Source organism: Sphingomonas sp. TDK1, assembly GCF_001650735.1.
GTDB lineage: Bacteria > Pseudomonadota > Alphaproteobacteria > Sphingomonadales > Sphingomonadaceae > Sphingomonas.
Genome location: NZ_LXVY01000034.1, coordinates 293,029 through 315,763, shown reverse-complemented (window position 1 = coordinate 315,763; position 22,735 = coordinate 293,029). Strand labels below are relative to the sequence as shown.

Below are 22,735 nucleotides of genomic sequence, written 5' to 3'. Positions count from 1 at the left end.
ACAATCGGTATCGACTGTGCCGAAACATTCGGGGAGTGATGAATGCGCCGCAAGCTGGTCGCTGGAAACTGGAAGATGCACGGCACCCGTGCCCAACTGCCGGAGATCGCCGAAATCGCAGCGGCGGCGCGGGAACACCCGCAGGTCGATGCGCTGCTGTGCGTGCCGTTCACGCTGATTGCGCCGGCTGTCGAGATCGCCCGCGACTTCGTCATCGGTGCGCAGGACGTGCACGAGAATGATGCGGGGGCACATACCGGCAACGTCTCCGCCCCGATGCTGGTGGAGGCCGGCGCCAGGGTGGTAATCGTCGGCCATTCCGAGCGCCGCGCCGACCAGGCCGAGACGAGCCATCACGCCTGGGCCAAGGCTGCCGCCGCGCGACGGCACGGCCTGAACGTCATCCTGTGCTGCGGGGAAACCGAGGCGGAGCATGACGCAGGCCGCGCCGAGCGGATCGTGCAATCCCAGATCGAGAAATCGCTGCCGGACGGCGCCGCGCCTGATTGGCTGACCATCGCCTACGAACCGCGCTGGGCGATCGGCACCGGCAAGACGCCCACGCTTGACGAGATCGCGACCATGCACGCCATTCTCCGCGCCAAGCTGCGCGGGATGATCGGGCTTTCGGCCAATGATATGCGTATCCTGTATGGCGGTTCGGTAAGCGGCGCCAATGCCGCATCGATCCTCGCGGTAGACGATGTCGACGGGGCGCTGGTGGGCGGGGCGAGCCTCACCGCGGCCAAGTTCGTGCCGATTATCGAGGCGGCTGCCGAAATAGCGGCAGGGGATTAACCTGTTGTCGGGGGTCTATCGCTACAAGGCCTCCATGCTGCCGCAGATTCACCTTGTACGATCGGGAAGGACGAAGCTCGATAGAGCGATCCTGACCGAACAGTATCGGGTGCTCAGCCGCCAGATTCCGCTGATGTACACGCTCGTCTTCCTGGACGCGATGTTCCTCGGCTTTGCATCCTACGGATCGGTGCACCCGCGACTTAGCGTACTCGCCCCGAGTCTGCTGGGGATTGCGGCGGCGGTACGCAGCATCATGTGGGTGGCGCGGCGCGGCGACTCGATGCCCAACCTCCGTCGTATCCGTCGCTACCTGATAGGTACGATCGTTGCGGCCGCCGTGCTCAGCCTTGCCTTTGGCGGCTGGGCGCTCGTCCTGTTCGACCAAGCGGATCTGGCGCGGCGGACCTGCATCGCGCTGTATATCTTCATCGGCGCGGTGACCTGCTGTTACTGCCTGCAGACCTTCCCGATCGCGGCGTGGTTGGTCATGGCCTGTGGCGCCTCGCCGGTGATCTTCTGCCTTGTGGTCTCGGGAGACCGATTCCTGGTCGGTCTGGGCGTCAACATCATCCTCGTATCTGCCGTGGTTCTGCGAATGTTCGGCGCGACGCATGCCGGCTTTGTCGACGTGCTCGCCTCGCGTGCGGAAATGGCGGCAGGACAGCGGCGCGCGCGGCTGGCCGAGCAGCGGGCGCACCAGCTCGCCTATCACGATCCGCTTACCGGCCTGCCCAATCGGCGCGCGCTGACGGAATATCTTCGCCGAGCCGAACCCAATCAGTTCGGACTCATGCTTGTCGATCTGGATCGCTTCAAGTCGATCAACGACGTCCATGGCCACCCGGTGGGTGACCAGCTGCTCCGTGCGGTAGCCGGTCGGTTGAACTGGGTCGTGGGAGAGGGGGGCGGCAGCTATCGCCTGGGCGGCGACGAATTCGCCATCACGCTTCCTTATGCCGACGGAGAGGTCGATCGCGTCCGCAGCATCGCACATGCCATTGTCCGGGAAGTCGCGCGGCCGTTCCTGATCGACGAGCGCATGCACCATATCGGCGCCAGCGTCGGCATTGCGCTCTATCCCGATGATGCCACCGATGCAGACACGCTGATGCGCCGGGCGGACGTCGCGCTGTATCAGGCGAAGGAGGCCGGCCGCGGTTGCTATTGCGCTTTCGCATCGCAGATGGACGCGGAAATTCGCCGCCGTTCCACAATCGAGGCGGAGATGCGCGAGGGGCTGGAGCAGGGGCTGTTCTATCCCCGGTATCAACCCATCGTCGATCTGCGGTCGGGCTGTGTCACCGGGTTCGAGCTGCTCGCCCGCTGGCGTCGCGACGATATCGAAATAGGCCCCGATCAGTTCATCCCGATCGCGGAAGAATGCGGTTTGCTCAATACGCTGATGCTGGATCTGCTGGATCGCGCCTGTGCCGAGACGCGCGACTGGCCGGTTCCTGCCAGCATCGCGATCAACATTTCCCCGGGCCAGCTTCGCGATGACTGGCTGAGCCACAAGATCCTGTCGGTACTTGCCCGCACCGGCTTTCCACCCCAGCGGCTGACCGTGGAGATCACCGAGAACGCGCTGATCGTCGATGCCGAGAAAGCGCATCACGCGATCGAGTCGTTGAAGAACCAGGGCGTGCAACTGGCGCTGGACGATTTCGGCACCGGCTATGCCTCCATCCAGCATCTGCGCATGCTGCCGTTCGACAAGATCAAGATCGATCGGTCATTCATCGAAACGCTTGGAGAAAGCACCGAGGCGCTGCGAATTGTTCGCGCCATTCTCGGTCTCGCCGAGACGCTGGAACTCCCGGTCGTCGCCGAAGGCATCGAGACGGTGGAAATCGCACAGATGCTGCGCGCGCTGGGTTGCGCGCAGGGGCAGGGGTATCTCTTCGGTCGCCCCATGGCGAAGCAGGAAGTCGAACAATGGCTCGCCGGCGGCATCATACCGCCGGCGGCCGAGGTGCTTATCCGCCGTAGCGGTCCTTGAGTACTTTCCAGGTGGCGCGCAGGCTTACCGCTTCGGCGCCTTTGGGCCGACCCGGCTTCGAACTTCCGTTCCAGCAGAAGATGTCGAAATGCGCCCATTGCGCGTTGGCGGGCGCGAATTCCTTCAGGAACAGCGCAGCGGTGATCGCGCCGCCGAAGGGTCCCTCGGCCGCATTGACCATGTCCGCCACGTCGGACTTCAGCAGATCCTTGTACGGATCATAGAGCGGCATCCGCCAGATCGGGTCGGACTCTTCCTCGCCGGCTGCGAGGATTTCCGCTGCCAACGTATCGTCGTTCGAGAAGAGCGCCTGAAGATCTGCGCCCAGCGCCACCCGAGCTGCGCCTGTGAGGGTGGCGAAGTCGAACACGAGCTCGGGCTTCTTCTCTTCCGCCTTGGTCAGCGCGTCGCCGAGGATCAGGCGGCCCTCCGCGTCGGTGTTGCTGTTCTCGACCGTGATGCCCTTACGCGAGATCATCACATCGCCAGGGCGCGTCGCCTCGCCCGAGATTGAGTTCTCGACGGCCGGAACGAGCATGTGGAGACGCACCGGCAGCTTGTTCTGCATCACCAGTTCGGCAAGCGCGAGGGCATGGGCGGCGCCGCCCATATCCTTCTTCATCAGCCGCATGCCGGCCGCCGGCTTGATGTCCAGGCCGCCGCTGTCGAAGCACACGCCCTTGCCGATGATGGCGATGCGCGGATGCTCCGGATCGCCCCATTCCAGTTCGATGAGGCGCGGTTCGCGGCCCTTGCCGGCGGCCTGGCCGACGGCGTGCAGCATGCCATAGCCCTGCTGTAGCTCCTCGCCCTTCACCACGCTGAAGGTCGCGCCATAGGTCTTGGCGAGATCGGCACCTGCCGCCTCGAGATCGGCCGGGCTCATGTCGTTCGCGCCCGTGTTGATCCGGTCGCGCAGCTTGAAGGTGACGGCGGCCATCCGCACCGCATCGTCCATCTTCACCGGATCGCCGGTAAGCAGCACGCGCGGGCCCTGCGCCTTGGGGTCGGCCTTCTTGTAACGGTCGAACTTATACTGGGCGACCAGCCAGCCATAGATCGCCTTGCCGGGCTCCACGCCTTCGACGCGGTAGGTGCCCTCCGGCAAGGTCTCGGCGAGCTTCGCGAGGCACCAGGAGGTCAGCTTCTCGACATTCGCCACGACGCTGACGACGGACCAATCCTCCGGCGCATCGCCGGGGAGGATCGCGCTCGCCATGGCTGCGGCGCTGAGCTTCTGCGCGGCGGCGGCTGCGCGATGCCGCGGCGGTTGCGCCGTGAGCCAGGCGTCATAGCCCTTGGCATCAATCAGGTGGATGGTGCGAGCGGCCTGGCCGCGATCGGGCTGAACGAGCGTGTTTAGATCCGTCATGGTCCTGATCTAGGATGCCGCGCGGCCCGCGCCTAGTCCGTTCGGCGGTGGTTTTTTGGGCTGGTGCACGGCCGGGCAGCGGAGTTCACGTGCCCGCCGGGAGCAGCGACTTCCATCGAGCGTCAAGCTTCGTCTGAGCATCGGCGCGCTTCACCTTCGAGACCAGCGAGATGCCGCGCAGGCTGATGCTGTGCCCACCGAGGAACTTTCCCGAAATGGAATAGCCCAGGTCGTATAGCGCGACATCTTCGTGGGGTTCGCCATCGGCCAGGAATTGGGTAACGATCACCACCGGCAGCCGATCGTCGCCACGGCTGTTGTCGGGCAGCCCGGCGGTCTCGCGCGCCTTGACCAGCGCGTGCTCGAACCAACCACCTTCGATGCGCGGTTCGCCGGTGGTCGCGGCGGGGGAGACGCCGAGCGGGGTCGGGAACAGGATCGATTGGCTCTGCACAGATTGCTCGGCAGCGGCGGGCTTGAGCGTTAGCGTCTGCTTGCCGCGATCGGTCGCAACCAGCACGAGTTTTGCCACCTTGGCGGAGGCGCGCTGTTCGGTTGCCGCCTTCTCTGCCTTTGTTTCGCGCCGATCGGTCCAGTTGTTCCAGAGCGTCAGACCGGAGATCAGCACTGCCGCGACGCCCAGGATTTCGCCGAGCGTGATCCAGCGCCGCCGCACGGCAGCAGCTTCGGCGCGATCCTTCGCGCGGGAGACGGAGTCGTCACTCATCGCGGCATCACCAGGAACTGTTCGAACTTCCCGCCGGCGCCGGGCTCCGCATAGGTGACGGCGATGAGGCTGCGATCCTTGTAGCGAATGCGATAGTTGCGGTTGACGAAGCCGCCACGCAGCCGCGCCTTCCCGATCGGTTCGAACGCCAATGGTTCGCCCAACGGCAGGAGGCTCGCACGATAATCACCCAGCGCGGTGGCATCGAAGAAATAGTTCGCGTCCTCCGTCATCAGGCTGCGATCGGGCGTACCGGCGCGAAGCTGGTCGAACAGCTTGCGGGCCAACCGGTCCCGCTCCTGATCGAGCACTGCGGTTGCTGGCTTGGTGACCGGCAGGAGCAGATCGGTGATGCCCTCGGCAATCGCGTCGTGGGCACCGCCGAAATCGGCATTGACCAGCGAGACGACCGCGAAACGCTCCTCCGGGATCACGACGTTGCTGGAGAGAAAGCCCACAGCTTCCCCGCCATGGGACACTTCCTTCTTGCCGGCATGTTCGCCTAGCGAGACGCCGAGGCCGTAGTGGGTGGGCGAACCATCGGCGAGCTTCACCTCGGTTTCCTGCACTGCCCAGTCCCGCGCGGGCATGACGGTGCGTTCGATGCGCGCGATGTCCCACTTGGCGAGATCGGCAGCGCTCATCGCCAGTTCGCCGGCTGCCCATAGCCAGCCGTCCGCCGCGGGCTTGGCGGGACGTACCGGACCGAGTGCGTAGCGATGCGTTCCCTGCGGGAACCCCTTGCCGACCGCTTTGTCCTGATCGATCGCGTCCATCCCCAACGGCTTGAAGATCCTGGCCTGGAGATAGTCGAGCAGCTTCCTGCCCGAAGCCTTCTCGATAATCATACCGGCCACGACATAGCCGGTGTTCGAATATTGCCAGGCGGTGCCGGGGGCGAAGTCCAGCGGCTTTTTGGCCCAGCGATCGACGATCTGCTGCGGGGGCACCGCCGTCTCCATCGCCTTGAAGCTATAGTCCTGCGGCCAATAATCCTGCAGGCCCGCGGTGTGGCTCAGCAGCTGGCGAATCGTGATCGCATCGGCATCGGTGACGTCGGGAAGCCATTTCGACACCTTGTCGTCCAGGCTCAACTTGCCCTCGTCCGCCAAGAGCAGGATCGCCGCTGCCGTGAACTGCTTGGAAATCGACGCGATCTGGTACTTGGCATTGGCGTCGGGACCCTTGGCGATCCCCGGACCCTGGTCGCCATAAGCCTTGGTGAAGACGATCTTGCCGTCCCGCACGATCGCTACCGAGGCGGAGGGGACGCCGCTGCTTTTCAGCGCCTCGGCAACGATTGCGTCGACCTTGGCGGTCTGTTCAGCGGTAAGCTGCTGCGCGGCGGCAGGCGTAGCGATCAGCAGGGTGGCGGCAAAAGCGGTACGGAACATCGGGCCTCCGGATACGGTGCCAGAGGCTTAGCGCCGACGGCGCACCCTGCCAACGGATCGTTGCGGCCGCGTTCGCTGCGGGGTAGGGTTGTCTGCTTGGGGGTGCGCATGCGGGTATTAGTCGCGTTCGTTCTGTTGGTGCTGTCTGCCTGTTCCTATCAACAGCTGTTCGACAAGTTGAGCACGCCGCAAGAGCAGGCAATGGCCCTTCATGCTGCGCAGGCGGTGCAGAAGGGCGATCTGGGCTGGCTTTCCGCCCATGCCGGAGACCGGCTGCGGCAAGACCTGACGCCGGTGCTCGGACACCAGATGCAGGCACTGTCGCCGAGGGGCCAACCGGTACTCAGCGCCGTCAATGTCCAATGGCTGCAAAATGGCGGCAAGCCAATAACGCTGAAGCGGCTCACCTATGAAATCGGCGCGAACGATAGATGGGCGCTGCTCCAGGTTGTGCTCGAAACGGAGGGCCCGAAGCCGCTGGTGAACGGCGTCTTCGTCCAGCTCGTCGATCGATCGCCGAGGGCCGCCAATCGGCTGACCTTGACCGACAAGGGCTTCATCCATTTCCTGTGGCTTGTGCTCATGGCAGCCGCCGTCGGAACCTGCATTACCGCCTTCGTGCTCGTGCTGCGCACGAAGCGGCTGCGGTGGAAGTGGCTCTGGTGTGTCGGCGTCTTCCTGTCTTCGTTCGCGTTTCAGCTGAACTGGACGACGGGAGCCTGGGATTTCATGCCGATAAGCGTAACGCTTTTCGGCGCCGGAGCCCTTCAGCAAGGGCCTATGATGCCTTGGGTGATGACCTTTGCCATCCCCGTTGTCGCGATCACGTTCCTCGTCCTGCGGGCGCTCGGCAGGTTGCCGATCAAGCCCGCAGAGGATCAGTCCATCGGTACGCCGTAGAGATCGTGCTCGTCCGCGTCCTCGATCAGGACAGGCACGATATCGCCCTGCTCGAGATGTCCGGCGTCGCGCAGGAAGACCTCGCCGTCGATCTCCGGGGCGTCGGCCTGGCTGCGGCCGGTGGCGCCGCCTTCCGCGTCGACCGCGTCGATGATCACCGCGAGCTGGCGGCCGATCTTGGCCTGTAGCTTGGCCGCGCTGATCGCGGCAGTCTTTTCCATGATGCGGGCGTAGCGCTCTTCCTTGACTTCCTCGGGCACCGCGCCGGGGAGATCATTCGCCGAGGCGCCTTCGACCGGCTCGAAGCGGAACGCGCCGACCCGGTCGAGCTGGGCCTCGTCGAGCCAGTCGAGCAGATACTGGAAGTCCGCTTCGGTCTCGCCGGGGAAGCCGACGACGAAGGTCGAGCGGATCGCGATGTCCGGGCAGATGTCGCGCCATCCGCGCAGCCGCTCCAGCACCTTGGCTTCGTTGGCCGGGCGCTTCATCGCGCGCAGCACGTTGGGGGCGGCGTGCTGGAACGGGATGTCGAGATAGGGGAGCACCAGTCCCTCCGCCATCAGCGGGATCACCTGATCGACATGGGGGTACGGATAGACATAGTGCAGCCGCACCCAAGGCGCGATCTGGCCGAGCTCGCGGGCAAGGTCGGTCATGTGCGGCACAACCTCACGACCCTTCCAGGCGCGCGGCTCCTTGCGGATGTCGATGCCATAGGCCGAGGTGTCCTGGCTGATGACCAGTAGTTCCTTGGTGCCGGCGGCGACCAGCTTCTCCGCCTCGCGCAGGATCGCGTCCGGGCGGCGGCTGACCAGATCCCCGCGCAGCGACGGGATGATGCAGAAGCTGCAACGATGGTTGCAGCCTTCCGAGATCTTCAGATAGCTATAGTGCCGCGGGGTGAGCTTGAGCCCGCTGTCCGGCACCAGATTGACGAAGGGCGAGGGCGGCATCGGCGCCGCCTCGTGCACCGCGCCGACCACTTCCTCATATTGGTGCGCGCCGGTTACCGCGAGCACGTTAGGGAAGCGGGCGCGGATGACCTCGGCTTCCTTGCCCATGCAGCCGGTGACGATCACGCGACCGTTCTCGGCGATCGCCTCGCCGATCGCCTCAAGCGATTCCTCCTTGGCGCTATCCAAGAAGCCGCAGGTATTGACCAGCACGACGTCCGCGCCGGCATAGTCCGGTGACAGCGCATAGCCGTCCGAACGGAGCTTCGTGAGGATACGCTCGGAGTCGACCAGATTCTTGGGACAGCCGAGCGACACCATGCCCACCTTGGGGGCTTCGGGGAGTCGCGTTGCCATGATCGGGTGCGCACATAGGCGTGAACCCGCCCGATTGCTAGGGCAGGCAATGCCGGCGGCTCACGTGATTTTACCGAAATTGATTATCCGCTTTGCAACAAATATCGAGCAGAGAGCGCGCGAGTGTGAAGGACTGCGGACTCCGGCATGAGGCAATCGATCGAGCTCGTTCTAGAACCGGGAACGTTGATGGTCATCAACATCCTGATTTCATTGATTTCAGCGGTTGCGTTTCTCGCTGCAGCCCTTCGTCCCATTCGGGGGTCGGCACCAGCCGGCCTGATGTTGTGGAGCTTTGCCAACTTGGCCACGGCCGCGGGCTTCTTCGTGCTACTTTTGCCCGCGTTCATTTCTTTGCCGGTCCCTGCATTGCCCGGTAATCTGCTGATCGACGCTTGTGCGATTCTCAACTTCATCGCCGTCGTGCGATATCTCGGGCGGCCCCGCAGCGACTTCTGGGTCCTTGTTCCCGCGAGCGTGCTGGTCGCGGTTGAGATCGGCTATGTGCTTGCGGCCTATGAGAATATGCGCGTGATGGTAGCCTTGGGCGGATCGCTGCGCGGCCTGCTGACGATTGCTGCCGCGCGCGCGCTGTGGACGTGCGCCGACGCATCCCGACGATCGATCGCGCGTATCGCCGCAGCGGCCCATGGCGTGTGGGCGTGCGTACTCGTCGCCCGCATGCTTTGGTGGCTGGTCCATCCCGACGCATCGGCGCTGGACGATCCGACCACTGCCTTTGGCCTCATCGCTCGAGCCCTTCTCACCGCAACGATCACACCGTGCATCCTATGGATGCTGACCCGCGAACTCGATGCCCAGCTTTTCCACTACGCGACCCATGACGGACTGACTGGCCTGTGGAATCGCCGGGTGGTGTGGGAGCATGGCGCCCAGCGCGCAGAAGAGGCGCGAGCGTTCGGCGGATCGATGGCCGTGCTCATGATCGACGTGGATCACTTCAAGAAAATCAACGACCAATATGGCCACGCCGCCGGTGACCTCGTGCTGATGGCTGTGGCGAGGGAGATTGGCTGGGTCGTCGGGCAGGGTGATCTGGTCGGGCGCATCGGCGGCGAGGAGTTCCTGATCGTGCTTGCAGATCCCGACGATGCGATGCCTTTAGCCGAGCGCGTGCGCGCCGCGGTCGAACGACTGGAGGTTGTGGATGCGGTGGAACAAGCGCCGATCGGTTGTACCGTCAGCGTCGGTCTTGCCGTCGCGCGAGGCGCTGCACTCGGCTGGGAGCAGCTTGTCGGAGCGGCCGATCAGGCGCTCTACGCCGCGAAACGGGAGGGCCGGAATCGCGTTTGCACCTCTGCTGTCGACGCTCCCGTGCCTCCGGTCGCCGCAACCTCGGGCAAAAGGGAGGCCGAAACCCGATTGCACGCAGCTCTGTGAGGTTTACGGATAGGCCCGCGCGCGGGGCCGGCCTAGCGCGCCATCCATCGCTTCTGGAGATACCGTCATGACCGCGACCACCGCAGAGCCTGTGCAGCTGCCGACCCGCTCCGGACTCGTCATCGACGTGCGCACCGTGCGTCCGCAGGACGAAGCACTGCTCAAGGATTTTTTCGATCACGTCTCGAACGAGGATCGCCGCTTCCGCTTCTTCACGGCAAGCCCGCATCTCCAGCCGCATCAGGCGGCAGCGCTGATCCATGTCGATCACAAGCAGACCGAAAGCTACCTGGCGTTCACTGCGGAAGGGCAGCTGATCGCCTCGGCGATGCTCGCCTGCGACGCGGACATGGAGACGGCCGAGGTAGCAATCTCGATCCGTACCGACCGCAAGGGGCAGGGCGTGGGCTGGAGCCTGCTCAACTACATCACCACCGAGGCCAAGGCCCGTGGGGTGAAGCGGCTTCAGTCGATCGAGAGCCGCGAGAATCATCTGGCGATCGAGCTGGAGCGCGAAATGGGCTTCGTCGCGCGCGAGGTTGAGGGGGATCCCAGCGTGGTGCTGCTCGAAACGGTGTTCTGAACAAAGGCGCCCCGGCCCATCCCGGGGCGCCGTTTTGCTTCACCGGAACGGCGGCTCGTTGAACGCACGCAGCTTGCGGCTGTGCAGCTTGGCGCCCTCACGGCGCAGTTCCTCGCATGCTTCGATGCCGATCTTGAGATGCTCGGCGATCGCCCGCTCGTAGAAACGGTTGGCTTGGCCGGGCAGCTTGAGTTCGCCGTGGAGCGGCTTGTCCGAGACGCAGAGCAACGTCCCATAGGGCACGCGGAAGCGATAGCCCTGCGCCGCCAGCGTTGCCGACTCCATGTCGACGCCCACCGCACGGCTCAACGAGAAGCGCAGCGCGGACTGAGAATAGCGCAGCTCCCAATTGCGATCGTCGGTGGTGACGATCGTGCCGGTGCGCAGGCGCTGCTTGAGTTCGTCGCCCGACTGGCCGGAAACGGTTTCCGCCGCGCGGGCAAGCGCTTGCTGGACCTCGGCGATGGCGGGGATAGGGATTTCCGGCGGCAGCACGTCGTCCATGATATGGTCGTCGCGCAGATAGGCGTGGGCGAGCACATAGTCGCCGATACGTTGGCTGGGGCGCAGACCGCCGCAATGGCCGATCATCAGCCATGCCTCCGGGCGGATGACCGCCAGGTGATCGGTGATCGTCTTCGCGTTGGACGGGCCGACGCCGATATTGACCAGTGTGATGCCGGTGCGGCCCTCCGCCATCAGGTGATAGGCCGGCATCTGGTGGCGACGCCACGCGCCATCGCTCACCAATCGGTCCGCGTCTGCGGCATCCTCGATCACGATCCCGCCCGCACCCGACACGCCGGTGAACCGGCTGTCCGGTCCCAGCTGCGCACAGGCCCAGCGAACGAACTCGTCAACATAGCGGTGATAGTTGGTGAACAGGATATATTGCTGGAAATGTTCGACCGGTGTCCCGGTGTAATGCTTGAGCCGGGCCAGCGAGAAATCGGTACGAAGCGCATCGAACAGCGCCAGCGGCCGCGTCTCGTCATGGCTCAGCCAGATCCCGTCGGCGATCTCATCGCCAATGTGCGACAGCTCGGTGGCAGGGAAGTGCCGGCCAAGCTCGGTTGCGGAGACGTCGTCCAGGCTCAGGATCGTGTTGGGATCGAGGACATAGGGGAAGGGAATTTCCTGCCGCCCGGTAACCGCGTGCACCTCGACGTCGTAATCCTCGATGAGGAAGGTGAGTTGTTCGGTAAGATAGTCGGCGAACATCGCCGGGCGCGTGACGGTGATGCGATAGTCACCTGCTTCAACCAGTCGTCCGAACGAGCGGCGCGGAATGGGCCGGTTGATGCCGCCGCGATAGGTGACGCGCAGCTCCGGGTAAGCGAAGCTCCCATCGGTCCGCGTTTCGGGATCCGGCGTGGTGCCATCGGTGATATAGCGGTTGAGCGCCTGCTGCAGTCGTTCGACCGAGGCGCGATAGAGCCGATCCAGATCGGCGACGATATCGGAGGCTTGAGTCATCTTCCATCGCTAAGCGCGGAAGATGACTCTGGCAAGTCGTGCGCTTTAAATGCCCCCGCCGGGCGGGGGCACGGGATCAGAGCTTGCTCAGCACATAGTCCGCCGAGCTGACCTCGAAAGCGCCCGGCGCTTCAACGAACAGCTGCTCGACCACGCCGTCGTTGACGATCATCGCGAAGCGCTGGCCTCGGGTGCCCAGACCGAAGGCCGAGCCGTCCATGGTGAGACCCAGCGCTTCGACGAAGCCGCCATTGCCGTCCGCGAGCATCGTCACCTTGTCCGAAACACCGTTGGCGTCGCCCCAGGCCTTCATGACGAAGAAGTCGTTGACTGCGGTGCAGGCGATTTCGTCCACGCCCTTTGCCTTGATCTCCTCGGCCTTCTCCACGAAACCCGGCAGGTGCTTGGCCGAGCAGGTGGGCGTGAAAGCGCCGGGGACCGAGAACAGCGCGACCTTGCGGCCGGCGAAGTAGGCGGGGGCGTCGACCTGGTCCGGTCCCTCGGCGGTTACCTTGACGAGCTTGGCGTCGGGGATGCGATCGCCGGTCTGGATCGTCATGCTGTTCTCTCCTTACGAATCCCGCGGCCGCATGGCCGCGGCGCTTCCATCGCATTCCGCGCAACAAATTCAAGCGTGGCCCGTAGGGAGGGTGGACGATATGGTGAACCGCATGGATTCGACGCCTTCCCTTACCGGACAGTTTTTGCTGGCAATGCCGGGCATCGGCGATCCGCGCTTCGAGCGCGCCGTCATCGCCATGTGCGCGCACGATACCGAAGGCGCGCTCGGCATCGGCATCGGCGCGACGATCGACGGACTGGGACTGCACGACCTGCTTGGGCAATTTGAGATTGATCCGGGCGACGTCCCGGACGTGCCGGTGCATTTCGGCGGACCGGTAGAGCCACGTCGGGGCTTCGTGCTCCATTCATCGGACTGGAGCGGACAGGACACGATCGACGTGGCAGGCCGCTGGCAGCTTTCCGGCACGATCGACGTGCTGCGGGCGATCGCGGAAGGTCGCGGACCGAGCCGTTGGCTGGTCGCGCTGGGCTATGCGGGATGGGGCGAGGGGCAGCTCGAGGAGGAGCTGACCCGCCACGGCTGGTTCAACACGCCCGCCGATATCGCCCTGCTGTACGACACCGACGTCTATGAGCGTTGGGCCGAAGGGTTCGTCGGGGCGGGTATCGATCCGCGGCTGCTGGCAAATAGTACGGGCACCGCTTGAATCTGGGCGAACGGCATATAAAGATATCTTTATATTAACATTGCGCCCCTGATCCGGAGCGGCTAGGGGCGCACCCATGCGGCCGGGAGGATTCCCGGTGCGCCAGCATTTTGCCTGCAACTGGAGAAGCAGCCCGTGGCTAAAAACGACTATGTCATCAAGGACATCGCGCTCGCCGATTTCGGCCGTGCCGAGATCAACATCGCCGAGACCGAGATGCCCGGCCTGATGGCGCTCCGCAAGGAATTCGGCGCATCGCAGCCGCTCAAGGGCGCGCGCATCACCGGTTCGCTGCACATGACGATCCAGACCGCCGTGCTGATCGAGACGCTGACCGCGCTCGGCGCACAGGTCCGCTGGGCGACCTGCAACATCTTCTCGACGCAGGACCACGCTGCCGCCGCGATCGCCGCGACCGGCGTGCCGGTGTTCGCGGTAAAGGGCGAGAGCCTGGCCGAGTACTGGGATTATGTCGGCGACATCTTCAACTGGGGCGCCGATGGTGACGGCACCACCGCCAACATCATCCTCGACGACGGCGGCGACGCGACCATGTTCGCGCTGTGGGGCGCCAAGCTCGAGGCCGGTGCGACGCTCGGCGAGCCGGAGAATGACGAGGAAGTCGAGTTCCAGCGCGCGCTCAAGGCGTTCGTCGCCAAGTATCCGGGCTATCTCACCAAGACCGTGCAGAACCTGAAGGGCGTCTCGGAAGAGACCACCACCGGCGTGCACCGCCTGTACGAGATCGCCAAGAAGGGCGAGCTGCCGTTCCCGGCGATCAACGTCAACGACAGCGTCACCAAGTCGAAGTTCGACAACCTCTATGGCTGCAAGGAATCGCTGGTTGACGCGATCCGTCGCGCGACCGACGTGATGCTGGCCGGCAAGGTCGCCTGCGTCGCAGGCTTTGGTGACGTGGGCAAGGGCTCGGCGCAGTCGCTCCGCAACGGCGGCGCCCGCGTGATGGTCACCGAAATCGATCCGATCTGCGCGCTGCAGGCGGCGATGGAGGGCTTCGAGGTCGTCACCATGGACGAGGCCGTGAAGCGCGCCGACATCTTCGTGACCGCCACCGGCAATGCCGACGTGATCACCGCCGATCACATGAAGGCGATGAAGCCGATGTCGATCGTCTGCAACATCGGCCACTTCGACAGCGAGATCCAGATCGCCGCGCTGTCGAACTACAAATGGACCGAAGTGAAGCCGGGCACCGACCTGGTCGAGTTCCCGGACGGCAAGCAGATCATCGTGCTCGCCAAGGGCCGCCTGGTGAACCTGGGCTGCGCCACCGGCCACCCGAGCTTCGTGATGTCGGCCAGCTTCACCAACCAGACGCTGGCGCAGATCGAGCTCTGGACCAAGGGTGAGAACTACAAGAACGAAGTCTACGTCCTGCCGAAGCACCTCGACGAGAAGGTCGCCGCGCTCCACCTCGAGAAGCTGGGCGTGCACCTGTCGCAGCTGAGCGAGAAGCAGGCATCGTACATCGGCGTGCCGGTCGAAGGCCCGTTCAAGCCGGACCACTATCGCTACTGATCGTTCCGACGAACGAAGGACGAGGGCCGCGCTTCGAAGGGAGCGCGGCCCTTTTTCTATGTTCGGAGCGCGCCGCAGAACGGACCGACGACCGGCCAACCCTGCCTTGCGAGCGGGACTGTTACCGACCGAATGGGCGGCATGGACCGCATCCGCACCGACGCGATAATATTGGTGGACAAAAAAAGGGGGCCGTTGGCGGCCCCCTTTCAGGTCGGGTCTGAGCGCGTGGGTCAGAAGGCGAGGCGGACGCCTGCATAGAAGCGGCGGCCGATCGGGTCGTAGGTGCCTGCATCCGTATCCTGGCCGGCCGACGCGCCGATATCGGCGATGTAGGGCGGCTTGTTGTCGAGCAGGTTGTCGCCGCCGACGAAGAACTCGTACTGGCGGTTCACGCGGAAGCGCAGCTGGGAATCCAGGTAGAATTGCGGCCGCACGCGCACTGCCGGGTCCGAACCCGGACGCTCGCCGGTGAGCTGATCATCGATGCTCGACTGGCTGAGCCACGTGCCGGTGACCGCCAAGCCGACGCCCTTCACGTTGTACGTGCCGTTGATCGTGAACTTGTCACGCGGCGCGCCGATCTCGCCGGCGAAATAGTCGCGCTCGGCGCCCGGTACCGGCACCGTGTAACCGGTGAACAGGTGGGTGTACGATCCGCGAAGGCCGAAATTACCTGCGAGGCCCCAGTCGGACAGGTTCTGATTCCACGTGACGGTGGTGTCGATGCCCGAGGTCTTCTGGCCGCCGCTGTTGCGGAAGGTCGTGTTCACCTCGTCGATCGAGCCCACGCTGTTCGCGCCCACTGCCGCCGCACGCCGCACGATCTGCGAGCAATACGCCTGCACGCCGCCATTGTAGCACTGGGAGAGCGTGTACTGCAGCGGAGTGAAGACGATCGCATCCTTGATACGAATGTTGAAATAGTCGACCGTCACGACAAGGTTGCGCAGCGCATGCACCGAGCGCGGATTGATCACCACGCCGGCCGTGAACGAGTCACCCTTTTCTTCCTGCAGACCCAGATTGCCACCGCCGAAGCTGGTGATGCCCTGCTTGTCCGCCTGGCTGACCGCGAAAGCGCCGTTGGCGGCGATGTTCGCTGCGACGCCTGCCGCGGCGCGGCACTGGGTGCCGAGCGTGCCGCCAGTGGAGGCCGTCACGCCCAGGCAGGGATCCTGGAGGCCGCTCGGGAAGTCCTGCTGTGCAGGCTGGAACAGTTCGTTGATGTTCGGCGCACGCACCGAGCGCGCGGCGATCACACGGAAGCGGATATCCTCCACCGGCGCCCATTCGCCACCATAGTTGTAGCTGACCGTGGTGCCGACCGTCGAGTAGTCGGAAACGCGGATCGCGCCACGCACGTTGAGGCGGTGGAAGAACGGACGGTCCTGGAGCAGAGGCACGATCGCTTCGCCGAAGCCTTCCCAGACGTGGAAGCTGCCCGATGTAGACGGCAGCGCGTTGTTCCCGTTCAGACCCTGCTGCGTCAGCAGATCGAAGGTGTTGCTGCTGGTCTCGCGGCGATACTCGGTGCCGATGTTGATCCCGACCTCGTCCGCGCCAAACAGCGAGAAGAGCTTGCCGGTAACGTTGCCGCCGAACACCGTCTGGGTGACCTTGGCGTCGAGCGTGGTCGGCGCCTCGATATAGCCGGCAGCCGGCGCGAGCGTGCCAATGCCGTAGATGTTGGCGGGCACGCAACCCGCCGCACGCGCGGCGGGATCGGCGCAGACGATCTGGCCGGTTGCCGGATCGGTGTAGGCGTTCAGCGCCTGGGTGAACTTCGTGCTGTCGAACTGGCCCGAGCCGGTCTGGTGCTCCTTGCTTTGGCCGTAGATGCCATACACCTCGTAGTTCCAGCGATCCCCGCCGAACGAGCCGTTCAGGCCGCCCGCGATACGGAACAGGTCACGATCGGCCGAAGACGTGCGCGGGCCAAAATCGGCGAGACGACGATCGAAGTAGATGTCGCGCAGGCCGTCACCGTCCGTGTCCGTCGCCGCGTTGAAGATTGCTGTCGGAACGAACGGGTTTCGATAACGGGTGCCGCCAACGATCGTCTCGATCGGCACCTGGCCGCCCGTCGCAATGTCCACGAGATCCGAGCTGAGCGGGAAAGGCTCGATCACCGTCTGCACCTTAGTCTTGGCATAGTTGCCTTCGACCCACAGGTTGGCGGCCGGCGAGAACTCGAAATTGCCGCGTCCGGCAGCGACATAGCGTTCCACCGGAACCGCGAGGTAGCGATAGTCGGAACGGTTGAAACCCCCGCAGCTGATGTCGGAGCAATCCACCAGCGAACCGGTGTTGTAGCTGAAGATCTGGTCACCGGCGTAGATGCGCCCACCCGGCGTGAAACCGGACAAGTAGGGCCGCTCGGGATCGTTCGGGGTAAAGCTTGCGCTCGTCGAATCGATCGCGCTGGAACCAGCTTCGGTCGAGCGGTCGCGCTTGAGCACGGTGCCCTGCTTCGAATAGCTGCCGAACAGCATCACGTTGCCGCGGCCATCGGCAAAGTTCTTGCCGCCGAGCAGGCTGTACTGCTGATCGAAGCCGTCACCGCGACCGGTAATGCCGAGCTGTGCGTCGGCCTGCAGGCCCTCGAAGTTCTTCTTGTAGATGATGTTCACCACGCCCGCGACGGCGTCCGAACCGTAAACGGCCGAGGCGCCACCGGTGAGGGTGTCGATCCGCTCGATGAAGCCGGTCGGGATCACGTTCAGGTCGACGGCCTGACTGCCTGGCTGGCCCGACACGAAGCGGCGGCCGTTGACGAGCACCAGCGTGCGGTCTTCGCCGAGGTTGCGCAGATTAACGGTCGCGGCACCGGCGCCCTGCGTGGCGAAGCTGGAATTGGTGCGGCTGATGCCCGGCGTGCCGAAGGCCGGGTTCTGCAGCAGTACTTCCTGGACGTTGATCGCGCCCTGCTGCTGGATCTGCTCGGCGCTGATCACCTGCAGCGGAGACGCGGAAGCGGCGGCCGGCGAAGCGATGCGCGAACCGGTCACGACGATTTCGGTCGGTGCCTGATCCTGCGCGCCGGCCGTCTGCGCAGGCGCTGCCTGCTGCGCTGCGGCATGCGGGACGGCGATCATCGTGCTCGCCAGCAGCGTACTAGCGAGCAATTGGTGGCGACGCACAAGATACATAGAGAAACATCCTACTCACATGACGTATACCAGCGCGGATTTTTGCCGCGCGTGAAGGTTGATGCGGTTAGGGTCTGGGAATGGACAATGCCAGCGAGCGGTTGTCCGGCTAGGACGATCTGAAGAATACTGTAACCAATTTACAACTATTCATCGGTTTTGAAGTAATTCTGTTAAGTTTCGATAATATGTCTTATATTTCTGTGTGCGTGTTTTTGGTTTCAAAAATTTGCCACAGCCGTTCCGACTTGCGTGTCTGTCGCACGCAAAGGGCTTTTCGCCTCCCCCTCCATTGGCTTAAGGACGAAGGGTGGGCATGCCGGATGACCTTCGTTGATCGTACTCTCGCAGAGTAGCGCCGCTCTCGTCGGGGCGGTGCTCGCTTTTGTGCTGATCGTCGCCATCTGGGCGCTGTACGCGGGCCTCGCCGCACGCGCGGCGGCGCTGACGGCCTATGAGCAGAACCGCCGGCTCCTGCGTTTTGCCAGAACGTCGCCGGCGCTGCCGATGCTGGTACGCGCCGATGGCCGAATGGAAATGTCGCCGCGTCTTGCCGGCTGGCTCGGGCTAGACGGGCCGGTCGAATCGCTTCCCAGACTGTCGCAGAAGGACGCCGGGCTGGAGCCGGAAGATGTCGCGCTGCTCGCCGATCATGTCGAAGCTGCCCAGCGCGCCGGCCAGTCCTTCCGCCTGTCGCTGCCGGTGCGCGGGTCCGAACGGATGCTGCTGGTATTGGGGGAGCGTGCCTCCGAAGCGGTAGAGACGCCCGGGAGCGTCCTGCTCTGGGTGCTCGACGCGACCGACAGTCAGGCGGAATTGGGCGCGCTGGAGCGCGAGGCGGACCGGCTGCGTGCCGCGTTCGACGCGCTGACCGCGCTGATCGAGGCCGCACCGATGCCAATGTGGTATCGCGGGCCCGATCTTCGGCTGCTGATGGTCAACACCGCGTATGTCCGTGCCGTCGAGGGGCGCGATGCGGAAGATGTCGTGGCGCGGGGGCTGGAGCTGGTGGACGGCGCGGGGCTCGGCGGGCCGCTCGCCAATGCGGCGATCGCGCGCGACACGCAGGAGCCGCAATCGGCCTCGATGCCAGCGACGATCGCCGGCGCCCGGCGCATGCTGCGCTTGCACGACGTGCCGCTCCCAACCGGCGGCATTGCGGGCTTCGCGGTGGACATCGAGGAACTGGAGCGCGCCCGCGGCGGCCTGAAGCGGTTCGCCGAGGCGCAGCGGGCGATGCTGGACCGTATGTCCGCCGGCGTCGCGCAGTTCGGCTCGGATCGCAGCCTCGTCTTCTGCAATCAGCCCTTCCGCCGGCTGTTCGCGATGAAGAACGAGTGGCTGGCGGACCGGCCCGAATTCGATCGCGTGCTGGAGCGCATGCGCGAAGCGCGCAAGCTGCCGGACGTGCGGGACTTCCCGGCGTGGAAGGCGGAGCGCCGCGAATGGTTCACTGCGCCCGAAGCGGTGGAGGAGAGCTGGAGCATCGGCACCACCCACCTGCGCGTCGTGGCACAGCCGCTGCCCGAAGGCGGGCTGTTGCTGATCTTCGAGGATCAGACCCAGCAGTTTGAGCTGCAACGCGAACATGGCGAGATGCAGCAGGTGCGCACCGCGACGCTGGACAGCCTGGCAGAGGCCGTCGCAGTGTTCGGCAAGGGGCGCCTGCAGCTGTGGAACCGCAAGTTCCGACAGGTCTGGAGCTTCGACGACGGCTTCCTCGACAATCATCCTCAGATCGCCACCTTGGTGAAGGTTGCGGGCGGCAAGCTGGTCAATCCGGCGCGCGCGGAGATATTGGGCGATCTGATCCGCCTGGCCGCCAAGGACCGCCAGCAGCGCGGATCCAGCATCACCTTCGCCAATGGTCGACATTTCGACATTGCGGCGGTGCCCTTGCCGGACGGCAATGCGCTGGTGACGATGCTCGACACCACCGATCGCCAGCGGGTGGAACGCGCGCTGCGCGACCGCAACGAGGCGCTGGAGGCGGCGGATCGCGTGCGCACCGCCTTTGTCGCGAACATGAGCTACGAACTGCGGACGCCGCTGACCTCGATCAAGGGTTTCGGCGAGATGCTGCAGGGTGGTTTCGCCGGCAAACTGAGTGCCGACGGCAAGGAATATGTCGAGGCGATCCTGATGTCGGTCGATCGGCTAGGCGGGTTGATCGACGACGTGCTGGACCTGACGCAGAACGAAGGCCAGCCGATCGAGCGGGAAACGGTGGATATCGAGCTTGCCGCCACCGGTGCCGCCGAGGTCATCGCGCCGCTCGCCAAAGGCAAGGCGATCGAACTGGTGGTCGAGGACGCGGGTACGGCCGGGGTGGTCCAGGGCGACGCCAGGCGTATCCGGCAGACGGTCGAGCATCTGCTGCGCCATGCGGTATCGAATACGGGCGAGGGCGGCCGGGTACTGCTGCATCTGGACGGGAATGCGAGAGTAGCGCGCGTGATCGTGAGCGACGACGGCCCGGGCATGGCGCCGGAAGCGGTAGCGCGCGCCTTTGATCGGTTCGCGCAGGTCGGCACCTCTCGAGGCGGGGATCGCGCGCTCGGCCTGGGCCTGCCGCTCGCCAAGCAGTTCGTGGAGGCGCATGGCGGGCGGATCGAGCTGATTTCGGAACCTGGACAAGGAACGCTCGTGACGGTGGAACTGCCCCGCGGATGACCGAGGATCGCATGGTGTTGGCCTCTCTCGAGGCCGCGCTGGGACTGGGCGCGAAACTGGCCGCCATCGTGCGTGCCGGCGACGTCATTGCGCTTTCCGGTCCGCTCGGCGCAGGCAAGACGAGCATCGCGCGCGGGCTGCTCGCCGCGCTCGGGCTGGAGGGCGAGGCGCCGTCGCCGAGCTTCGCGATCGTCCAGCCCTATGACCCGCCCGAGGTGCGGCTGCCGGTTCTGCATGTCGATCTCTATCGCATCGACGATCCGTCGGAAGCCGAGGAACTCGGGCTCGACGATGCCCGCAGTGATTCGCTGCTGCTCGTCGAATGGCCGGAGCGGCTGGACGAGGGTGCCTGGCACGATGCCTTGTGGTTGACGCTGGAGGTCGCACCCGATGGCGTCCGCGCCTTGACAGCGCGCGTGCCGGCGGCATGGGAAGGCCGATGGCCGTTGATATGACACCGCCGCTTGCGGCACCCGCTTTTCTTGCATCCGCCGCCTGGGACGGGGCGCGCATCCTGCCCGTTGCCGGCGACGCATCGTTCCGCCGCTATTTCCGCGTCGTCGATGGTGACCGCAGCGCGATCCTGATGGACGCGCCGCCGCCGCACGAGGATCCGCGCCCTTTCCTCGCCGTCGCGCAGTGGCTGACGGACCATGGCTTCGCCGCGCCGGCGATCCTGCACGCGGATCTGGACCAGGGCCTGGTGCTGCTGGAGGATTTCGGCGACGTTCGCCTTCGCGAGACGGTGGACGCGGAACCCGCGCGGGAACGGGGCCTTTATGGGGCCGCGGTCGATCTGCTGGTTCGGCTCCACGCGGAAGAGGCCGGTGTGGACACGCCGTATGACCGCGCCGTGTATCAGCGCGAGGCTGGCCTGTTCGTCGAATGGTATTGCCCCGCGGTCGGGCTGAACGTCGATGCGGCCGGCTATGTCGCCGCCTGGGACGCGGTCCTTGCCCCGCTGCTCGACGGTCATCGTCCCGTCACGGTGCTGCGCGACTACCATGCCGAAAACCTGATGCTGATTGAGGGTGGCGAACGTTTGGGACTGCTCGACTTCCAGGACGCGCTTGCCGGACATCCCGCCTATGATCTCGTGTCGCTGCTTCAGGACGCGCGACGCGATGTTCCGGCGGCCGTGGAAGCGGCGATGCTCGCGCGTTACCGGGAGGCGACCGGGGCTGGGGAAGCGTTCGATATCGCCTATCACGTGCTGGGCGCGCAGCGGAATGCGAAGATCCTGGGCATTTTCACCCGGCTGTGGAAGCGGGACGGAAAGCCGCGCTACCCGGCGCTGTGCCCGCGCGTCTGGGCCTATCTGGAACGGGATCTTGCCCATCCGGCGCTGGCGCCGGTGGCAGACTGGTTTGCTGCCAATGTACCGGCAGACCGTCGCGGCGACCCGATGCAGGTGGCGGCATGACGATCTATTCGCTCCGCCCGCAGCCCGCCGCGCCCGTGCCGCATACGGCGATGGTGATGGCGGCCGGTCTCGGCAAGCGCATGCGGCCGCTCACCGTCGTGCGACCCAAGCCGCTGATCGAGGTGGCGGGCAAGCCGCTGATCGATCATGTGTTCGATCGGTTGAGCGCGGCGGGCGTCGCGCGCGCCGTGGTAAACGTCCATTATCTCGCGGACCAGCTCGAAGCGCATCTGCGCGCACGCGTCCGGGGCATGGAACTGCTGGTCTCCGACGAACGCCGGCAGCTGATGGAAACCGGCGGCGGTCTGGTGCAGGCGCGAGACATGCTGGGCGACCAGCCGTTCCTGTGCGTCAACAGCGACAATCTTTGGGTCGACGGTCCTAGCGACGCCATCCGCCTGCTCTCCGCCCAGTGGGACGAGACGAAGATGGACGCGCTGCTGCTTCTGGTGCCGCTCGCGCGCGCCACCTGCCATCGCGGTGCCGGCGACTTCCGGCTCGACGCCTTCGGCCGGATCACCGAGCGGCGCAAGCCCGGCCGTCTGGCGCCGTTCGTGTTCACCGGCGTGCAAATCCTAGCGCCCCGCGTGATTCGCGATTGGCCCGAGGGGCCGTTCTCCACCAATTTGTTCTGGGATCGCGCGATGGCAGCGGGGCGGCTCTGGGGCGCAGTCCATCAGGGCCTGTGGTTTGATGTGGGCTCCCCGCGCGCGATCGGCGAAACCGAAGTCGCACTCGCCGAACTCTGATCCC

18 protein-coding genes are annotated in these 22,735 nt (G+C 65.1%); 11 read left to right on the top strand and 7 right to left on the bottom strand.

Annotated elements, in window-relative coordinates:
- Positions 1 to 42 precede the first annotated feature (42 nt).
- The gene (gene tpiA / locus A7X12_RS18115; protein ID WP_064312839.1) at positions 43 to 798 is read left to right on the top strand and encodes a triose-phosphate isomerase; all 756 of its coding nucleotides are present in this window, start codon (positions 43 to 45) and stop codon (positions 796 to 798) included.
- Positions 799 to 802: 4 nt separating this feature from the next.
- Positions 803 to 2,800 carry a putative bifunctional diguanylate cyclase/phosphodiesterase gene (locus A7X12_RS18110; RefSeq protein WP_232318568.1) on the top strand — a complete coding sequence of 666 codons (1,998 nt, stop codon included), beginning with the start codon at positions 803 to 805 and terminating at the stop codon, positions 2,798 to 2,800.
- Here the strand turns inward: A7X12_RS18110 and A7X12_RS18105 are convergent.
- The 3 genes from A7X12_RS18105 to A7X12_RS18095 all read right to left on the bottom strand — a co-directional run bounded on the left by A7X12_RS18105 (position 2,778) and on the right by A7X12_RS18095 (position 6,293).
- Entirely contained in the window at positions 2,778 to 4,172 is a 1,395-nt protein-coding gene (locus A7X12_RS18105) for a leucyl aminopeptidase family protein (protein WP_064312838.1), read from the bottom strand. The genes A7X12_RS18110 and A7X12_RS18105 overlap by 23 nt on opposite strands.
- A gap of 85 nt (positions 4,173 to 4,257) precedes the next feature.
- Positions 4,258 to 4,899: a hypothetical protein gene (locus A7X12_RS18100; RefSeq protein ID WP_064312837.1), complete on the bottom strand. Its 642-nt coding sequence runs from the start codon at positions 4,897 to 4,899 to the stop codon at positions 4,258 to 4,260.
- Positions 4,896 to 6,293, bottom strand: a complete 1,398-nt coding sequence (locus A7X12_RS18095) for a serine hydrolase domain-containing protein (protein ID WP_064312836.1) — start codon at positions 6,291 to 6,293, stop codon at positions 4,896 to 4,898. Before A7X12_RS18095 ends, A7X12_RS18100 begins: the two co-directional genes overlap by 4 nt.
- A gap of 108 nt (positions 6,294 to 6,401) precedes the next feature.
- Between A7X12_RS18095 and A7X12_RS18090 the strand changes: the two genes are divergently transcribed.
- A complete protein-coding gene (locus tag A7X12_RS18090) occupies positions 6,402 to 7,193 on the top strand; it encodes a hypothetical protein (protein WP_064312835.1) in 792 nt (263 codons plus the stop codon).
- Here A7X12_RS18090 and rimO read toward each other — a convergent pair.
- Positions 7,172 to 8,503 (bottom strand): 30S ribosomal protein S12 methylthiotransferase RimO, encoded by a 1,332-nt coding sequence (gene rimO / locus A7X12_RS18085; RefSeq protein ID WP_064312834.1) that lies wholly within the window; start codon positions 8,501 to 8,503, stop codon positions 7,172 to 7,174. The genes A7X12_RS18090 and rimO overlap by 22 nt on opposite strands.
- 189 nt (positions 8,504 to 8,692) lie before the next feature.
- Between rimO and A7X12_RS18080 the strand changes: the two genes are divergently transcribed.
- Positions 8,693 to 9,904 carry a GGDEF domain-containing protein gene (locus A7X12_RS18080; protein ID WP_198162072.1) on the top strand — a complete coding sequence of 404 codons (1,212 nt, stop codon included), beginning with the start codon at positions 8,693 to 8,695 and terminating at the stop codon, positions 9,902 to 9,904.
- Between the two features lie 67 nt (positions 9,905 to 9,971).
- Positions 9,972 to 10,487, top strand: coding sequence for a GNAT family N-acetyltransferase (locus A7X12_RS18075; RefSeq protein WP_064312832.1), 516 nt, complete (start codon positions 9,972 to 9,974; stop codon positions 10,485 to 10,487).
- A gap of 39 nt (positions 10,488 to 10,526) precedes the next feature.
- Here A7X12_RS18075 and A7X12_RS18070 read toward each other — a convergent pair whose 3' ends face one another.
- Positions 10,527 to 11,963 (bottom strand): AMP nucleosidase, encoded by a 1,437-nt coding sequence (locus A7X12_RS18070; protein ID WP_064312831.1) that lies wholly within the window; start codon positions 11,961 to 11,963, stop codon positions 10,527 to 10,529.
- A 76-nt stretch (positions 11,964 to 12,039) separates the two neighbouring features.
- Entirely contained in the window at positions 12,040 to 12,522 is a 483-nt protein-coding gene (locus A7X12_RS18065) for a peroxiredoxin (protein ID WP_064312830.1), read from the bottom strand.
- 112 nt (positions 12,523 to 12,634) lie between these two features.
- On the opposite strand from A7X12_RS18065, the gene A7X12_RS18060 reads away from it, so the two are divergent.
- Positions 12,635 to 13,195: a YqgE/AlgH family protein gene (locus A7X12_RS18060; protein ID WP_064313056.1), complete on the top strand. Its 561-nt coding sequence runs from the start codon at positions 12,635 to 12,637 to the stop codon at positions 13,193 to 13,195.
- Between the two features lie 120 nt (positions 13,196 to 13,315).
- Entirely contained in the window at positions 13,316 to 14,734 is a 1,419-nt protein-coding gene (gene ahcY / locus A7X12_RS18055; RefSeq protein WP_064312829.1) for an adenosylhomocysteinase, read from the top strand.
- A gap of 233 nt (positions 14,735 to 14,967) precedes the next feature.
- Here ahcY and A7X12_RS18050 read toward each other — a convergent pair whose 3' ends face one another.
- Positions 14,968 to 17,886: a TonB-dependent receptor domain-containing protein gene (locus A7X12_RS18050; protein ID WP_084445687.1), complete on the bottom strand. Its 2,919-nt coding sequence runs from the start codon at positions 17,884 to 17,886 to the stop codon at positions 14,968 to 14,970.
- Positions 17,887 to 18,219: 333 nt separating this feature from the next.
- Between A7X12_RS18050 and A7X12_RS18045 the strand changes: the two genes are divergently transcribed.
- Genes A7X12_RS18045 through A7X12_RS18030 form a run of 4 tightly spaced genes read left to right on the top strand, consistent with a single transcriptional unit; the run spans position 18,220 to position 22,731 of the window.
- On the top strand, positions 18,220 to 20,559 hold the full coding sequence (locus A7X12_RS18045) for a sensor histidine kinase (RefSeq protein ID WP_064312828.1): 2,340 nt from the start codon (positions 18,220 to 18,222) through the stop codon (positions 20,557 to 20,559).
- A gap of 11 nt (positions 20,560 to 20,570) precedes the next feature.
- Entirely contained in the window at positions 20,571 to 21,014 is a 444-nt protein-coding gene (gene tsaE, locus A7X12_RS18040) for a tRNA (adenosine(37)-N6)-threonylcarbamoyltransferase complex ATPase subunit type 1 TsaE (RefSeq protein ID WP_064313054.1), read from the top strand.
- Positions 21,011 to 21,982, top strand: a complete 972-nt coding sequence (locus tag A7X12_RS18035) for an aminoglycoside phosphotransferase family protein (RefSeq protein WP_198162082.1) — start codon at positions 21,011 to 21,013, stop codon at positions 21,980 to 21,982. Before tsaE ends, A7X12_RS18035 begins: the two co-directional genes overlap by 4 nt.
- The gene (locus A7X12_RS18030) at positions 21,979 to 22,731 is read left to right on the top strand and encodes a nucleotidyltransferase family protein (RefSeq protein ID WP_064312826.1); all 753 of its coding nucleotides are present in this window, start codon (positions 21,979 to 21,981) and stop codon (positions 22,729 to 22,731) included. The genes A7X12_RS18035 and A7X12_RS18030 overlap by 4 nt, the downstream gene beginning before the upstream one ends.
- Positions 22,732 to 22,735 lie beyond the last annotated feature (4 nt).

Bases quoted from the DNA above. Each gene is read 5' to 3' on its own strand.
- tsaE (WP_064313054.1), top strand. From the start codon at position 20,571: ATGGTGTTGGCCTCTCTCGAGGCCGCGCTGGGACTGGGCGCGAAACTG.
- A7X12_RS18105 (WP_064312838.1), bottom strand. From the start codon at position 4,172: ATGACGGATCTAAACACGCTCGTTCAGCCCGATCGCGGCCAGGCCGCT.
- rimO (WP_064312834.1), bottom strand. From the start codon at position 8,503: ATGGCAACGCGACTCCCCGAAGCCCCCAAGGTGGGCATGGTGTCGCTC.
- A7X12_RS18090 (WP_064312835.1), top strand. From the start codon at position 6,402: ATGCGGGTATTAGTCGCGTTCGTTCTGTTGGTGCTGTCTGCCTGTTCC.
- A7X12_RS18035 (WP_198162082.1), top strand. From the start codon at position 21,011: ATGACACCGCCGCTTGCGGCACCCGCTTTTCTTGCATCCGCCGCCTGG.
- A7X12_RS18030 (WP_064312826.1), top strand. From the start codon at position 21,979: ATGACGATCTATTCGCTCCGCCCGCAGCCCGCCGCGCCCGTGCCGCAT.
- A7X12_RS18050 (WP_084445687.1), bottom strand. From the start codon at position 17,886: ATGTATCTTGTGCGTCGCCACCAATTGCTCGCTAGTACGCTGCTGGCG.
- A7X12_RS18075 (WP_064312832.1), top strand. From the start codon at position 9,972: ATGACCGCGACCACCGCAGAGCCTGTGCAGCTGCCGACCCGCTCCGGA.
- A7X12_RS18065 (WP_064312830.1), bottom strand. From the start codon at position 12,522: ATGACGATCCAGACCGGCGATCGCATCCCCGACGCCAAGCTCGTCAAG.
- A7X12_RS18100 (WP_064312837.1), bottom strand. From the start codon at position 4,899: ATGAGTGACGACTCCGTCTCCCGCGCGAAGGATCGCGCCGAAGCTGCT.
- A7X12_RS18095 (WP_064312836.1), bottom strand. From the start codon at position 6,293: ATGTTCCGTACCGCTTTTGCCGCCACCCTGCTGATCGCTACGCCTGCC.
- tpiA (WP_064312839.1), top strand. From the start codon at position 43: ATGCGCCGCAAGCTGGTCGCTGGAAACTGGAAGATGCACGGCACCCGT.
- A7X12_RS18080 (WP_198162072.1), top strand. From the start codon at position 8,693: ATGGTCATCAACATCCTGATTTCATTGATTTCAGCGGTTGCGTTTCTC.
- A7X12_RS18060 (WP_064313056.1), top strand. From the start codon at position 12,635: ATGGATTCGACGCCTTCCCTTACCGGACAGTTTTTGCTGGCAATGCCG.
- A7X12_RS18070 (WP_064312831.1), bottom strand. From the start codon at position 11,963: ATGACTCAAGCCTCCGATATCGTCGCCGATCTGGATCGGCTCTATCGC.